Here is a 15,257-nt window from a genome sequence, read left to right as displayed (position 1 = left end):
CCGAATGGCCGGAGACGGGGTATCAACATATCTGGCGTTGATTTTTGGCACGCTGTTGAGTTCTCAAGGAACGGACGCTTCCTTTGTACTCACCCGAGATACCAGATCTCGTGGCTTTCCTCCGGGCTTCCCTTCGGTGTTTCCAAACTCTATCAGGGTTCTACCGTCTCACTGACCATGGTACTGCGGGCATGCAGAACCGGGCCTCGCGATAAGATCCGACAAGTTTGGGTGCTGCCAGGCAACGACGCTTGTCGCGTCGCCCGCCTCAAGCAGGTGTACGACTCTACAGCGGGCTCCAGAGCAGGCGCAAATCGTTTGTGCTGTGCCCTACGGTCGCCAACCGAGACCTCTCCGGCGGACCGGGACTTCTCATGACTTACGCTGCTGAACAGCGCGCCGTCCGGTACAGGCAGTGACGGCCCATATGAATCTCCACCCCTGGGAGGCTCCCTATGACCACCGTGACGTCCCCGCTTGCAGGACGTGCCATCGGGCTCGCAGCCGTACCTGATCCCGTCTTCTCCGGAGCGATGGTTGGGCCCGGCACTGCGATCGACCCCGTGCGCGAGCCCTCCGAGGCTGTCGCCCCCATCGACGGCGTTGTTGTCTCGCTGCATCCGCACGCCTTCGTCGTAGTCGACGAGCAGGGACACGGTGTGCTCACACACCTCGGTATCGACACTGTCCAGATGAACGGCGAAGGCTTCGAGCTGCTGATCAACAAGGGTGACACCGTACAGCGCGGTCAGGCCATGGTCCGCTGGAACCCGGTTGCCGTCGAGGCGGCCGGCAAGTCCCCGGTGTGCCCCATCGTGGCGCTTGAAGCTGCGGCCGAGTCCCTCTCCGACCTCAACGTTGACGGCGACGTGAAGGCTGGCGACGCTCTCTTCAGCTGGCACTGACTTGGTGCGGTCATGAACGACAGGCAGGACGACCACCGCGGTGGCGGGACCCGCCGCTCTACTGGAGACAGGTGACATGGAGACAACGCTGCAAGGGGTCGGCGTAAGCCACGGTGTGGCGATCGGCGAGGTTCGGCACATGGGGACGGCGGTTCTCGAGCCGCCTGCCAAGCAGATTCCGTCGGAGGACGCGGAGCGCGAACAGGGGCGCGCCCGTAAGGCCGTGGAAGCCGTGGCGGCCGATCTGATGGCGCGCGGCAATCTGGCGGGCGGCGAAGCCCAGGCGGTGCTCGAGGCCCAGGCCATGATGGCTCAGGACCCGGAGCTCATGGCCGATGTCGAGCGGCGCATCGCTGTCGGGAGCACGGCTGAACGCGCGGTGTACGACGCGTTCGCGGCGTATCGCGCTCTGCTGGCGGGTGCTGGTGAGTACCTGGCCGGTCGTGTGGCGGACCTCGACGACGTGCGGAACCGTATCGTCGCCCGACTGCTCGGTGTTCCGATGCCGGGCGTCCCGGACAGTGACGAGCCGTACGTCCTCATTGCTCGAGACCTTGCGCCTGCTGACACTGCCCTGCTGGATCCGGCTCTGGTCCTCGGTTTCGTCACCGAGGAGGGCGGGCCCACCAGCCACAGCGCGATTCTGGCGCGGGCGCTCGGTGTGCCCGCCGTGGTCGCGTTGCCGGGAGCGGGTGAGCTCGCCGAGGGAACAATGATCGCGGTGGACGGCAGCACCGGTGAGATCTTCGTGAACCCGAGTGCCGGGAAGAAGGCCGCCATGGAGGCCGCGGCCGCCGAGCGCAAGGCGGCGCTTGCCGCGTCGACCGGGCCCGGAGCCACCTCGGACGGGCACAAGGTGCCGCTGCTGGCCAATGTCGGTGGTCCCGCGGATGTGCCGGCGGCGGTCGCGGCCGGTGCGGAGGGTGTCGGTCTGTTCCGTACCGAGTTCCTCTTCCTTGACGACAGCAAGAGTGCGCCGTCGGAGGGCAAGCAAATAGAGGCGTACCGCAAGGTCCTTGAGGCCTTCCCCGAGGGTCGTGTCGTGGTGCGTGTGCTCGATGCGGGTGCCGACAAGCCGCTCGACTTCCTGACGCCGGCCGACGAGCCGAACCCGGCACTGGGCGTGCGTGGTCTGCGGACGCTGCTCGATCACCCGGAGGTGCTGCGTACGCAGCTGACGGCGCTCGCGAAGGCTTCCGAGGGGCTGCCGGTCTATCTCGAGGTGATGGCGCCGATGGTCGCGGACCGTATCGACGCCAAGGCGTTCGCGGATGCGTGCCGCGATGCCGGGCTGCAGGCGAAGTTCGGTGCCATGGTCGAGATTCCGTCGGCCGCTCTGCGGGCGCGGTCGATCCTGCAGGAGGTCGAGTTCCTGTCGCTGGGGACCAATGATCTCGCGCAGTACACCTTCGCCGCCGACCGTCAGGTGGGCGCGGTGTCCCGTCTTCAGGACCCGTGGCAGCCCGCGCTGCTCGACCTGGTCGCGCTGTCCGCCGAGGCGGCGAAGGCCGAGGGCAAGAGCTGTGGTGTCTGCGGCGAGGCCGCGTCGGACCCGCTGCTCGCTTGTGTGCTGACCGGTCTGGGAGTCACCTCCCTTTCCATGGGTGCGGCGTCGATTCCGTACGTCCGGGCGACGCTGGCCAAGTACACGCTGGCGCAGTGCGAGCGCGCCGCAGCGGCGGCACGCGCCTCGGACAGCGCCGAAGAGGCGCGCACGGCGGCTCAGGCGGTGCTGTCCGGCGAGTAGGTCGGACCGCGCCGTTGACCAGTGCGGTGATCGAGGGGTGCCCCGGCTGAGCTGGGGCACCCCTCGCGCGTTCAGTGCGTGTGCGCCGTCGTAGGGCCGTCCCCCAGGTCCGGTGGCACGCAGTAGTCGACGCCCGACTCCGGGGAGACGAGGTCGCCGGATTCGATGTCGGTGCAGTAGGCGTCGAAGACCTCTCCGGCGGTCAGCGGTTCCAGGCCTTCGCCGCGCAGGCGCCAGCCGAAGACGCGGTCGGTCCTGTCGCCGGCGCTGGTGCGCATGACCAGGCCTCCGGCGCTCTGGGTGGCGATTCCGACGGCCAGGACGGTGGTGAATTCGAGGGCCTCGGCCTCGTCGAGCTGGGGTGTGCCCTCCTCGTCGTCGTCGGCATGGAGGACGGCGATGAGTGTTTCTGGTGAGGTCGAGACACTGCACACGAGGTGGCGCTCGCCGGGGCCTGTGCTTTCGAGGATGCGCACGAGCAGGTCAGAGGCTCGGATGAAGGCCGCACGGCCGATGTCCTCGCCGCAGGACGCGCAGCTGCCGATGCGGGACAGGAGCGTGGTCGCGTACTCCCACGTGGCTTGTCGGACGGCCTCGTCGACGAGGTTCGGGACAAGCTCGGCGAAGGGCTGTCCCTCGTACGGGAGGGTGGCGCCCGTCGAGGCGAGTTCTGCTGTGAAGCGGGTGCGGCTGGTCGGGGCGTCGGGTTCCAGGCCGTGCTCGGCGCAGAACTCCGCATACTCCTCGGGGTCGAAGAGTGCCACTGTGGTGTGGCCGCCTTGGGAGGCGAGTGTCCTGAGCAGGGCTTCCACCTGCTGGAGGTAGCTCGCGTGGTCGGTGAAGGTGAACGTGCGATAGCGCCGCATCGCCGTGAAGTCCTGTTCGTCGGTCAGCAGGCCGATGGTGCCGGCGATTTCGCGGCGCAGGACGCGTCGCATGCTTTGCTGCTGGATGTGCGCCATTTTCTCCCCCTGAGTACAGTCGATCAATGCTCACTCACCGTAATCGGCGGCACTGACAACGGCCGTCGTGCGAGGGGGGCACGGACGCGCTTGTGCGATAAACGAGCAGGTCAGCATCGTGATCAGGTGCGTTTGCGAGCCAGGTCCTGATAGAAGCGAAGCAGCTCCACACTGTCCACCGAACCGACGTTGACGGCCTTTTCGAGGGGAGCGCCCTGCAGCAGGCGCTTGACCGGGACCTCGATGCGCTTGCCGGTGAGGGTGTGTGGAATGCCGGGCACCTCGATGACCTCGTCAGGGACATGGCGGGGCGAGAGTTGTTCGCGGATGGTCTGCTTGATGCGCCCGCGGAGGGCTTCGTCGAGTGCGGCGCCCGGCGCAAGGTGGACGAACAGGGGCATCCAGTATCCGCCGTCGGGCTGTTCGACGCCGATGACGAGGGATTCGCGGATCTCGGGGAGGCGTTCGACGGCTTCGTAGATGTCGGCCGAACCCATGCGCACACCTTGGCGGTTGAGCGTGGAGTCCGAGCGGCCGTGGATGATCACCGAGCCGCGTGAGGTGACGGTGATCCAGTCTCCGTGGCGCCAGGCTCCGGGGTACACGTCGAAGTAACTGTCGTGGTAGCGGCTGCCGTCGGGGTCATTCCAGAAGCGGATGGGCATGGACGGCATCGGGTTGGTGACGACCAGCTCGCCGACTTCGTCGGTCAGGGGTTTGCCGCTGGGGTCCCAGGACTGAAGGTCGGTGCCGAGGCACGGTGCCTGGAGTTCGCCGATGTACACAGGGAGCGTGGGTACGCAGCCTGCGAAGCAGGAGCAGACGTCGGTGCCGCCGCTGACGGAGGCGATCCACAGGTCGGCCCCGCTCTCCGCGAACTCGTCGTGCAGCCAGCGGAATCCGTCGGGCGGCAGGGGCGAGCCGGTGGTGGCGACGCACTGCACACGGGAGAGGTCGAAGTCGCGGGAGGGGTGAACGTCCGCCTTGCGGCAGGCCATGACGTATGCGGCAGAGGTGCCGAAGAGCGTGGCTCCTGTGCGTTCGGCGATGCGCCACTGGGCGGCTGTGCCCGGGTAGCCGGGGCTTCCGTCGTACAGAACGATCGTGGTGCCCGTCAGGAGGCCGGAGACGAGGAAGTTCCACATCATCCAGCCGGTGGAGGTGTACCAGAAGAAGCGGTCCTCGGGGCCCATGTCGCAGTGCAGGCCGAGCTGTTTGAGGTGCTCGACGAGGATGCCGCCCTGGGACTGCACGATGGCCTTCGGGAGGCCGGTCGTGCCGGAGGAGTAGAGCACCCACAGGGGATGGTCGAAGGGGACCGCTTCGAAGACGGGCTCCACGTCCGCGGAGGTGAGCGCGGACCACTCCAGAGCGCCTTCGGGAGCCTCGGTGCCGAGCAGCGGGACATGGACCACGGCGCGCAGCGTGGGCAGTTCGCGGCGCAGCTCGGCGACGGTGTCGCGGCGGTCGTGCTCCTTGCCGCCGTAGCGGTAACCGTCGACGGTGAACAGGACGACCGGTTCGACCTGCTGGAAGCGGTCGAGGACGCTGCGGGCGCCGAAGTCGGGCGCGCAGGACGTCCAGACGCCGCCGACTGCGGCCGTGGCGAGGAGGGCGACGACGGCCTGCGGAATATTCGGGAGGTAGCCGCTGACGCGGTCCCCGGGGCTTACGCCGAGGGTGCGCAGCTCGGCTGCCAGGGAGCCGACCTGGCGGCGCAGTTCGGACCAGCTGACCGGGCGCGGCTCGTGGGTTTCGTCGACGTGGAGGAGGGCCGGGGCGTCGGCGCGGGCCTCGGCCGCGCGCAGGGCGTGCTCGGCGTAGTTGAGCGTGGCCCCGGGGAACCACTGGGCACCCGGCATCGAGCGGTCGCCGAGCACACGCGCGTAGGGGGTCGAAAACCGTACGTCGAACCAGTCGGTGACGGCCTTCCAGAAGGTGTCCAGCTCGTCCACGGACCAGCGGTGCAGGGCCGCGTAGCCGCCTTCGGCCGGGGCTCCGTGGTGCTCGGCCGCCCAGGCCTGGAACTTGGTGATCTGTGCCCGGGCGATGCGTTCCCGGTCGGGTTGCCAGAGCGGTGTGGGGTTCGCTGAGGACATGGGCGGCTCCCGGACTGTGCGCGTCGTATACGTGTATCACGCACGGGCTGGGGTGTGCGCGTCACGTGGCTGACACGGACGATGCCATGTGATCGACTTCTGCACCAGGGCGCGCCACGGATGGTCCGGGTCGTGAAGATGTGGCCCCGTCATGGGTGAACGGCAGTTGAACGACTCACACACGTGGACAGGTCAATGGCAGGCTGAGCAGCATGGACGCTCGTGACCTGGTGCGCTCGGTGAAGACAGTCGGTTCGACGGGGGCGGCCCAGGGGTGGCGAACCGTGCGGGCCGCGTGGCGCAGGAAGCGCGCCGACGCCTCCGGGCTTGCACCCCGTGGTGCCGAGCGTGCGCGGGTGCCCGGGCCCTTACTGGACGTGGAGCCGGGGCCCGGCGGCGGACTGGTCCGGTTCACCCGGTCGGAACTGCGGATCACCGTCGCCGTGAACGGAGCCGTCTTCTGGGGCTGGGACGGGGCCGGACCCGAGCCGTCGTACGCGCTCGCGGGCGACTCTCCCAAGCCGGACCTGCGAGCGGTTCTGGAGCCGGAGAAGGACGGCGCCTGGCGGGTGGTGTCCGAGCGCGTGACGGTCGTCGTCTCGCGGAACGGCGCCGTGGAGGTACGTACGCCGGGCGGGGTGACCCTGCGCCGCGATCTGCCCCCCCGGTGGTGGGAACCGGTCGGCGGGGGCCAGGCGCGTTGGATGCAGCGGTCCGAAGTGGCCGCGGACGCACGGTTCTTCGGCCTGGGCGGGCGCGCGTCGGGACCGCGGCTGCGCGACGGCACGTACCGGATGTGGAACACCGATCCCGGCCTCTCCTTCGGTCCGGGCGACGACCCGCTGTACATCACCATGCCGGTGCAGATGGTGGTGGCCGACGCCGCCACGCATCTCGTGTTCCACGACAGCACCTGGGACGGCACCGTGACCTTGCGCGAGGGCGAGGAGGGCGCGGGATCCGGACACGACCGGGCCGGGACGAGTGAGCTGCGGATGGACGGCGGGCCGCTGCGCTGCTGGGTGATGGTGGGCACCCCCGCGCGCGTGCTGCGCACCTGGACATCGCTCACCGGGGCCGCCGCGCTGCCGCCCACGTGGGCGCTGGGGCACCACCACGCGCGGTGGGGCTTCGGCAGCGAGCAGGAGGTGCGGCGGATCGTGGCCGGCTATCTGGAGCGCGGTCTGCCGCTGGACGCGGTTCATCTGGACATCGACCACTTCGACGCGCACCAGGTGTTCACGGTCGACCGGGAGCGCTTCCCGAAGCTTCCGATGCTCGCCAAGGAACTGCGCCGGGACGGGATCCGACTGGTGTCGATCGTGGATCCGGCGGTCAAGGCCGAACCGGGCAACGCTGTGTACGACAGCGGGTCCGCGGTGGACGCCTTCGTGGGGGACTCCGCGAGGAGGCCGGTGCGCGGTGTGGTCTGGCCCGGCGAGTCGGTGTATCCGGACTTCACGCGCGCGCGGGTGCGCCAGTGGTGGGGCAAGCTCTACGAGGAGCGGCTGGCGCAGGGTTTCGCGGGCTTCTGGCATGACATGAACGAGCCGGTGTCGTTCACGGCCTTCGGGGAGAACACCCTGCCCCGTTCGGCACGGCACGACCTGGAGGGACGCGGCGGCGACCATCGTGAGGCGCACAACGTGTACGCGCTCTGCATGGCGCGGGCCGGTTACGAAGGGCTGCGTGAACTGACGCCCGGGGAGCGGCCGTTCATGTTCTCGCGCTCCGGGTGGGCCGGAATGCAGCGCTACGGAGGGACCTGGTCCGGGGACGTGGCCACGGGCTGGCCAGGGCTGCGGGCGTCGTTGTCGCTGGTCGTGGGGCTCGGGCTGTGCGGGGTGCCCTATTCGGGCCCTGATGTGGGCGGGTTCGACGGCAGTCCGTCGCCCGAGCTGTATCTGCGCTGGTTCCAACTCGGCGCGTATCTACCGCTGTTCCGTACCCACGCGAGTCTGCGGGCCGGGCGCAGAGAACCCTGGGAGTTCGGCGACGAGATCCTCGATCACGCGCGCGTGGCGCTCGTCGAGCGGCGGCGGCTGCTGCCGTATTTCCTGACGCTGGCGCATCTGGCGCACCGTACGGGGGCGCCGTATGTGCGGCCGGTGTGGTGGGGCGCGCCCGAGGACAGAGTGCTGCGCGACTGCGACGACACCTTCCTGCTCGGCGACGGCCTCCTGGTGGCGCCGGTGCTGGACCCGGGAACGGACCGGCGTGCGGTGCAGTTGCCGCGGGGGTGCTGGTACGACACGGTGACCGAGGAGTGCTACGAGGGGCCCGCTCAGGTGCTGCTCGATGCCCCCTTGTCGCGGATTCCGGTGCTCGCGCGCGCGGGTGCCGTCGTGCCCGTACACGGCAGCGACGGCGGTCTGGAGCTGGAGGTGTGGCCGCCCGCCCCTGGACATACCGGAGGCGGGCTCGTGGTGCCGGACACGGGTGACGGATGGGACGAGCCTGAGATCGAGCGGTATGTGACGCGCTGGGAAGGAAAGCGCGTGGTCGTCGAGCGGGACGGGGAGGACGGCCCGAGCGAACCGTCACACCCTGTGCGGGTCCGCGGGCTGGGGACCCTGTGACGCACTCCTGAGCGGTGCACCAGGTGTCCTGGACGACGCGTCAGATGTACCGGCCCTCGAAGAACGCCCGCGCCGCCATGGTGTGCAGCGGGAAGGCGAGTTGGGTCGCCGTGCGGAGCAGGTGCCAGCCCTCGGTCTCGTCCGTGGCAGAAGGGGGCGGCAATGTGGCGGCCGGGCGCTCAGGGAGCAGGCCGAAGAGCAGGAGGTGGCCGTCGGGAGAACTCATCGCGTCGGCGAGCCGTACGTCGCGGCTCGCCGCGTCGATGCGCGTTTCTTCCTTGAGCTCGCGAACGACGGCGTGCCGCCAGTCCTCCCGGTGGTCGATGAACCCTCCGGGCAGAGCGGTGCCCCCGCGCGCGGGGGCGATGGATCGGGTGATGACGACCAGGGCGGTGCCCTTGGTGTCGTACACGGGCTGAAGGGCCACCGCGACGGGCAGCGGATTGCGGTAGGCCACGGCGCCACAGGAGGCGCAGGTGCGGGGCCAGCCGGAGACGCCCTCTCCGTAGGGCGCGCCGCAGCTCGAACAGTGGGAGTCCGGCGCGGAGTCGGCGGGCGGGTTCTGTGACGGGGACACGCCGGGGACTGTAGCCGATCATCACATGGGCGCCTCCGGAGGGCCGTCTCTGTGCGAGGAGACGAGAGACGGCCGGAACCACCCCCGTGGGCCCCGGCCGCCCCTACCGATACACCGACGCCCGGGAGGGCCAGAGCGGTTCTCCTGACGCAGAGACGTGTCCGCTGACGCCCTGCCCAAGCGGCGTGCCCCGTGCCACACTTCTGACGAGTCGTCAGATACGCAGCACTGGAGGGATCTTGTCCCGCATCCCCACCCCCAACCGCACACCCGTGGTCCCCGGCTGGTTCACCGGCGAGGGAGACGACTTCCGACTTCTGGGCACCTGTTGCTCGGCTTGCGCATCGGTGTTCTTTCCCCGCGAGGACGCCTTCTGCCGCAACCCGGGCTGCCCAGGCGGAGAGCTGGCAGAGGTCCCGCTGTCCCGGAGAGGCCGTGTCTGGTCGTACACCGACAGCCGGTATCGGCCACCGTCACCGTACGTGTCCGACCCGGAACTCGAATGGGAGCCCTACGCGTTGATCGCTGTGGAGCTGGAATCCGAGCGGATCGTGGTGCTCGGACAGACGGTTCCCGGGGTCACCGTCGCCGATCTGACGGTGGGCATGGAGGTGGAGGTCGTCCCGGGCGTGCTGAACGAGGACGCGGAGACGACCTGGACGACGTGGCACTGGCGACCGACGGGGGTGGGGGCATGACGGGTGAGGTGGCGGTGCTCGGCGCGGGCATGCACCCCTGGGGCAAATGGGGACGGGGTTTCGTCGAGTACGGGGTTGCGGCGGCGCGCGCAGCACTGGCCGACGCGGGGGTCGACTGGCGGGACGTGGGCTCGATCGTCGGCGCGGACACGGTCCGTGGCGGCTATCCGGGGTACGTGGCGGGGGCGACGTTCGCGAAGGCGCTGGGCTGGCAGGGCGCCCGGGTGGCGAGTGTGTACGCGGCGTGCGCGTCGGGGGCGCAGGCCGTCAACACGGCGCGGGCGCAGATCCTTTCGGGTCTCGCCGACGTGGTCCTGGTGGTGGGTGCGGACGCGGCTCCGAAGGGGTTCTTCCGGCCCGCGGGCGGGAACCGGCCCGACGATCCGGACTGGCTGCGCTTCCGGGTCCTGGGAGCGACGAACCCGACGTACTTCGGGCTGTACGCGCGGCGGCGGATGGCCGTGCACGGCGACACGTTGGAGGACTTCGCGCAGGTCAAGGTGAAGAACGCCGCCCTGGGAGCGCTGAATCCGAACGCGCGGTACCGCAAGCGGGTCACCGCCGAGGAGGTCGCCGCCTCGGCCGTCGTCGCCGATCCACTGCGGCTGCTCGACATCTGCGCCACCTCGGACGGGGCCGCGGCGCTCGTGCTGTCCAGCATGGAGTTCGCGCGGCGCCATGGAGCCGCGGATCCGGTGCGCATCCGCGCGGTGTCCACCGTGACACCACGCTTCCCCAACACGGTGCTCGATCTGCCGGACATCGCTACGGACTCCGCGGTCGCGGTGGAGCCGCCGCCCGAGACGTTCCGCGCGTCGATCGCGCGGGTGGCGTACGAGGAGGCGGGCATCGGCCCGGAGGACCTGTCGCTCGCCGAGGTCTACGACCTGTCCACGGCCCTGGAGTTGCAGTGGTACGAGGACCTGGGGCTGTGCGGCGAGGGCGAGGCGGCCAAGCTGCTGCGGGAGGGCGCGACGGCGCCCGGCGGTCGAATACCCGTGAACCCCAGCGGCGGACTAGCCTCTTTCGGGGAAGCCGTTCCGGCGCAGGCCATCGCCCAAGTCTGCGAACTCACCTGGCAGTTGCGCGGTTCGGCGGGCGAACGGCAAGTGGCGGGCGCGCGGGTGGGGATCACCGCGAACCAGGGGCTGTTCGGCCACGGGTCGTCCGTGATAGCCGTCCGGTGAGGGCAGGGTGCCCGTACGGGGGACCTGAAGTGGCTTTCCGTACGCTGAGTGATCGGTCCGGAATCCTGCGTGAACAGCTCGTGAACTGGGCTCGGGCGCATGCCGGAAGAGTCATCATGCTTTCGTGCGCTCCTGGACGGATACTCTCCGCTTCGCCTTCCAGCCGATCGTCAACCTGACGACGGGAGGGGTCGCGGCGCTGGAGATACTCGCCCGCCCGGAGGCCGGTGACGTCCTCGCACAGGCCCGCCGCGATCCCGAACTCGACGGCCGGCTGGCCGCGTTGGCGATCCGGTCGGCCGCCCGTCAGGAGACGCTGCTCCCGCTCCACGTCAACGTGTTCGCAGGCACCCTCGCCGACCTCGGAGGGCTCGCCGCGCTCAGGGAGGCCGTACGCGAGGCCGGGCGCATGCCGTGGGAAGTGACAGTCGACGTCGGCCCGCCCTTCACCCACGTGCCGCACAGAGCGCTCATCGAGGCGGTCACGACGCTGCGCGGCGAGGGCTTCCGGGTCTGCGCGGACGGCATCGGCGACGGCGACGTACCTCTTCGAGTGCTCGCGGATCTCGCGCCCGACCTGGTCAAGCTCGACGCTTCCCTGCTGACGCGGCCCGCGGTCGTGCGGGCGATGCGGACCCTGTGCGAGCAGCTTGGCGCACTGCTGTCGATCGAGGGCGTCGAGACCGAACAGCAGTGTGCGGCGGCCCTGTCGGCAGGCGCGCAGCTGGCGCAGGGCGAGCTGTTCGGTCCCCCGACACGCCGTCCGGCAGCGGACGTATACGTTCCGACGCTCTCCCACGCCACGGCGGCGACGCCTCCGTACGGGCCGTCGGTGCGGCAGTTCGTACGCCCTGCGGCGCTCTTGCCCGCAGGCGCGTCGGCAGGACAGGTGCGGGCGCTGCTGACCGGGTCGCCGGAGGTGTCCGGGGTGCTGCTCGTGGACGCGGCCGGGGTTCCGGTGAGGTCGGTGCACCGTTCCCGGTTCCTGCTGTCGCTGTCGGGCCGCTACGGGCATGCGCTGTACGCCGACCGGCCGGCCGCCAAGCTCGGCGATCCACCGCGTACGGTCGGTGTGGACGCAACCGCGTGGGAGGTCCTCGACGTGGTGGCGGACGGGGGCCGGGACCGTACGTCCGACGACGTCGCGGTCGTCGACCGGCTCGGGCGGTGCGTGGGGGTCGTACGACTGGCCGATCTGGTACGGGCGCTGGCCGAGAGCCGCGTCGAGGAGGCGGCCGGGCTTAACCCGCTGACGCGGCTGCCCGGTTCGGACACGATCACCACAGAGGTGGACCGGCGGATCACTGACGGGCGGATCTTCGCTCTGAGCTGGTTGGATGTCGACGGCTTCAAGCAAGTCAACGACAGTGCGGGGTTCGCGGCGGGCGACGAACTGATCCGCGCGGTGGGGCGAGCGCTGCAGGCGGCGGCGTACGGGGCCACGCGCGTGGGGCACATCGGCGGTGACGACTTTCTCGTACTGACGGATCCGGAGGGGCTCGATCCGCTGGCCATGTCGGTGCTGGACACGCCGTGGTCGGCCGGTGGTCTCGCCGTCACGCTGTCCCTGGCCACGGTGCTGTGCTCCCCGGGAAGCGTGACCGACCACCGTCAGGCGGCCACGTGTCTGGCGCCGCTCAAACAGGCCGCGAAGTCCCTGCGGGGCGCAAGCTGGGTGCTGGGCCACGCCGGCCTGCCCGGCCACGAGATCCGCCGGGGCTCGGGGGCGGCGCCCGCGCAGGCGGGATGCGGGGCGGGCGGGCCGAGCCTGGCCTGAGCGGCCTTCGCGAACCCGGTGCGGTTTCGCGCCCCGTAAGGGGCGCGGGGCAGTGACGTATGCGGCTCCGCCGCGATGGGCGTCCACCCCGCTCGAGCGAAGCCGAGAGTGGGGGACCTCCGCACAGCCGTTGCGGAACGCGGCCCTCCCGGTTCAAGCATCTTCGCGGGCCAGAACCGTTGCCGCCCGCGACCTTGACGGTCCTTAACCTCCGGTGAACACTTCCGGATGTCAGTCGGCGTCGCCGCATTCCGGCGTATTCACGCACTGCGCTGCGCGGGCCCTCGCCTGCGCCAACGGGTCATCCCCCATGGGCGATTCGGCTGCCACGGCACGCTCGTCACGGACGCCGGGCGGGGCGCGGGACTCTCCCTGCCTTCGGCTGAAGTAGCCATGGGAACGCACCCTGCACGGTGGCCCGGGGCCGACCGCCCCGGGCGAGGGCCTAGGAGCCGCCATGAGCAATGGAGACATCTTCGTCGGTGAGATCATCGGCACAGCGATTCTGATTCTCTTCGGCGCCGGAGTCGTCGCCGCCGTTGTACTGAACGACTCCAAAGCGAAGGACGCGGGCTGGGTCGTCATCGCGTTCGGCTGGGGCTTCGGTGTGATGGCCGGGGCGTACACCGCGGCACCGCTGTCCGGCGGGCATCTCAACCCGGCGGTGACACTTGGCATCGCCATCGACACCGGGAACTGGGACAAGGTCCACCTCTACGTCGCCGGACAGATGATCGGCGCGATCCTCGGCGCCGTCCTGTGCTGGCTGGTCTACCTCGCCCAGTTCCAGGCCAACGCCGAGGAGAAGAAGGCGCAACCGACGCTCGGGATCTTCTCCACGGCACCCGCGATCCGCAATCCCATGGCGAACCTCATCACCGAGATCATCGCCACCATCGCTCTGGTTCTGCCGATCCTGGCCTTCGGCCTGACCAAGGGTCTCGGCGAGTCCGGCACCGCGATTCTGATCGTCTCCTTCCTGGTGGTCGGCATCGGCCTGTCGCTCGGTGGTCCCACCGGATACGCCATCAATCCGGCCCGTGACCTGGGCCCGCGCATTACCCACGCCCTGCTCCCGATACCCAACAAGGGCACCTCGGACTGGAGTTACGCGTGGATCCCGGTGGTGGGGCCGCTGATCGGCGGGGCGCTCTCGGGGCTCATCTTCAACGCAGCCTTCTGAAGAATCCGACGAAGGGGACGTCATGACAGACAAGTTCGTCGCCGCAATCGACCAGGGCACCACTTCGAGCCGCTGCATCATCTTCAACGAAGCCGGCGCGATCGTCGCCGTCGACCAGCGCGAGCACCGTCAGATCTTCCCGAAGCCGGGCTGGGTGGAGCACGACGCCACCGAGATCTGGTCGAAGGTGCAGGCCGTGGTGGCGGGGGCGATCGCGAAGGCCGGTCTCCGCGCAGACCAGCTCAGCGCGCTGGGGATCACCAACCAACGGGAGACGACGGTCCTTTGGGACCGCGCCACGGGCAAGCCCGTGCACAACGCGATCGTCTGGCAGGACACCCGTACCTCCGCGCTCTGCAACGAGCTGGGCGGCTCGGACGGGCAGGACCGCTTCCGCGAGCAGACCGGCCTGCCGCTGGCCAGCTACTTCTCCGGGCCGAAGGCGGCCTGGCTGCTGGACAACGTGCCGGGGCTGCGTGCCCGCGCCGAGCGGGGCGAGATCGCCTTCGGCACGATCGACTCCTGGCTGATCTGGAACCTCACCGGCGGCACGGACGGCGGCCGTCATGTCACCGACGTGACCAACGCCGGGCGCACCATGCTGATGAACCTCGAAACCCTTCAGTGGGACGCCTCGATCCTCTCCGCGATGAACGTCCCCGAAGCGATGCTTCCGGAGATCAAGTCCTCCGCCGAGGTGTACGGGACCGCTGTGGGCCAACTCGGCGGGGTGCCGGTCGCCTCGGCGCTCGGCGACCAGCAGGCGGCGGTCTTCGGGCAGGCCTGCTACGACGTGGGCACGGCCAAGAACACCTATGGCACCGGCAGTTTCCTGCTGCTCAACACCGGGAACCGGCCGGTTCCTTCGAAGAGCGGGCTGCTCACCACCATGGGCTACAAAATCGGCTCCGAGGCGCCCGTGTACTGCCTGGAGGGATCGATCGCGATCACCGGCGCCCTGGTCCAGTGGTTCCGCGACCAGCTCGGCATCATCCGTACGGCGGACGAGATCGAGACGCTGGCGTCGAGTGTCGACGACAACGGCGGGGCGTACATCGTGCCCGCGTTCTCCGGCCTGTTCGCCCCCTACTGGCGCTCCGACGCGCGCGGGGTCGTCACCGGTCTCACGCGGTACGTCACGAAGGGGCACCTCGCGCGCGCGGTGCTCGAAGCGACGAGCTGGCAGACCCGAGAGGTCGTCGACGCCATGTACCAGGACTCCGGGGTGCACATCACGACCCTGAAGGTGGACGGCGGCATGACCAAGAACAACCTCCTGATGCAGCACCAGGCGGATGTGCTCGGGGTACCGGTGATCCGTCCGAAGGTCTCCGAAACGACCTGCCTGGGCGCCGCTTACGCGGCGGGCCTCGCGACCGGTGTGTGGAACGATCTCGACACGCTGAAGTCGCACTGGCAGAAGGACGTCGAGTGGACCCCGTCGATGGAGGACTCGGTGCGCGATCGCGAGTATCACAACTGGCGCAAGGCGGTGGAGAAGAGCTTCGGCTGGCACGAGGACGATCCCAGCTAGCGCTCGTTT

Annotated in this window: 11 protein-coding genes; 8 read left to right on the top strand and 3 right to left on the bottom strand. The window is 69.6% G+C overall.

Features of this window, described 5'->3' with window-relative positions; all coding sequences use genetic code 11:
* Positions 1 to 455 precede the first annotated feature (455 nt).
* Together ACFYO0_RS18395 and ptsP are read left to right on the top strand one after the other, a co-directional pair.
* Positions 456 to 905 carry a PTS glucose transporter subunit IIA gene (locus ACFYO0_RS18395; protein WP_388676543.1) on the top strand — a complete coding sequence of 150 codons (450 nt, stop codon included), beginning with the start codon at positions 456 to 458 and terminating at the stop codon, positions 903 to 905.
* A gap of 76 nt (positions 906 to 981) precedes the next feature.
* Positions 982 to 2,652 carry a phosphoenolpyruvate--protein phosphotransferase gene (gene ptsP, locus ACFYO0_RS18390; RefSeq protein ID WP_388676541.1) on the top strand — a complete coding sequence of 557 codons (1,671 nt, stop codon included), beginning with the start codon at positions 982 to 984 and terminating at the stop codon, positions 2,650 to 2,652.
* 71 nt (positions 2,653 to 2,723) lie between these two features.
* Here the strand turns inward: ptsP and ACFYO0_RS18385 are convergent, their stop codons facing one another.
* Positions 2,724 to 3,614, bottom strand: a complete 891-nt coding sequence (locus ACFYO0_RS18385) for a hypothetical protein (protein ID WP_388676539.1) — start codon at positions 3,612 to 3,614, stop codon at positions 2,724 to 2,726.
* A 122-nt stretch (positions 3,615 to 3,736) separates the two neighbouring features.
* On the bottom strand, positions 3,737 to 5,713 hold the full coding sequence (locus tag ACFYO0_RS18380; protein WP_388676537.1) for an acetoacetate--CoA ligase: 1,977 nt from the start codon (positions 5,711 to 5,713) through the stop codon (positions 3,737 to 3,739).
* 212 nt (positions 5,714 to 5,925) lie between these two features.
* Between ACFYO0_RS18380 and ACFYO0_RS18375 the strand changes: the two genes are divergently transcribed.
* A complete protein-coding gene (locus ACFYO0_RS18375) occupies positions 5,926 to 8,292 on the top strand; it encodes a TIM-barrel domain-containing protein (protein WP_388676535.1) in 2,367 nt (788 codons plus the stop codon).
* A gap of 40 nt (positions 8,293 to 8,332) precedes the next feature.
* On the opposite strand, the gene ACFYO0_RS18370 is transcribed toward ACFYO0_RS18375, so the two are convergent.
* Positions 8,333 to 8,869, bottom strand: coding sequence for an NUDIX domain-containing protein (locus ACFYO0_RS18370; RefSeq protein ID WP_388676534.1), 537 nt, complete (start codon positions 8,867 to 8,869; stop codon positions 8,333 to 8,335).
* A 272-nt stretch (positions 8,870 to 9,141) separates the two neighbouring features.
* Between ACFYO0_RS18370 and ACFYO0_RS18365 the strand changes: the two genes are divergently transcribed.
* The 5 genes from ACFYO0_RS18365 to glpK all read left to right on the top strand — a co-directional run bounded on the left by ACFYO0_RS18365 (position 9,142) and on the right by glpK (position 15,248).
* Positions 9,142 to 9,567, top strand: coding sequence for a Zn-ribbon domain-containing OB-fold protein (locus ACFYO0_RS18365; protein ID WP_388676609.1), 426 nt, complete (start codon positions 9,142 to 9,144; stop codon positions 9,565 to 9,567).
* Positions 9,564 to 10,754: a lipid-transfer protein gene (locus ACFYO0_RS18360; protein ID WP_388676533.1), complete on the top strand. Its 1,191-nt coding sequence runs from the start codon at positions 9,564 to 9,566 to the stop codon at positions 10,752 to 10,754. The genes ACFYO0_RS18365 and ACFYO0_RS18360 overlap by 4 nt, the downstream gene beginning before the upstream one ends.
* 124 nt (positions 10,755 to 10,878) lie before the next feature.
* The gene (locus ACFYO0_RS18355; RefSeq protein WP_388676530.1) at positions 10,879 to 12,531 is read left to right on the top strand and encodes a GGDEF domain-containing protein; all 1,653 of its coding nucleotides are present in this window, start codon (positions 10,879 to 10,881) and stop codon (positions 12,529 to 12,531) included.
* Between the two features lie 457 nt (positions 12,532 to 12,988).
* Positions 12,989 to 13,714, top strand: coding sequence for an MIP/aquaporin family protein (locus ACFYO0_RS18350; RefSeq protein ID WP_386355292.1), 726 nt, complete (start codon positions 12,989 to 12,991; stop codon positions 13,712 to 13,714).
* 22 nt (positions 13,715 to 13,736) lie between these two features.
* Positions 13,737 to 15,248, top strand: a complete 1,512-nt coding sequence (gene glpK / locus ACFYO0_RS18345) for a glycerol kinase GlpK (protein WP_388676527.1) — start codon at positions 13,737 to 13,739, stop codon at positions 15,246 to 15,248.
* Positions 15,249 to 15,257 lie beyond the last annotated feature (9 nt).

The organism is Streptomyces sp. NPDC006365, from assembly GCF_042870755.1.
Lineage (GTDB): Bacteria > Actinomycetota > Actinomycetes > Streptomycetales > Streptomycetaceae > Streptomyces > Streptomyces xiangluensis.
This window is presented reverse-complemented; position numbering and strand designations above follow the sequence as displayed.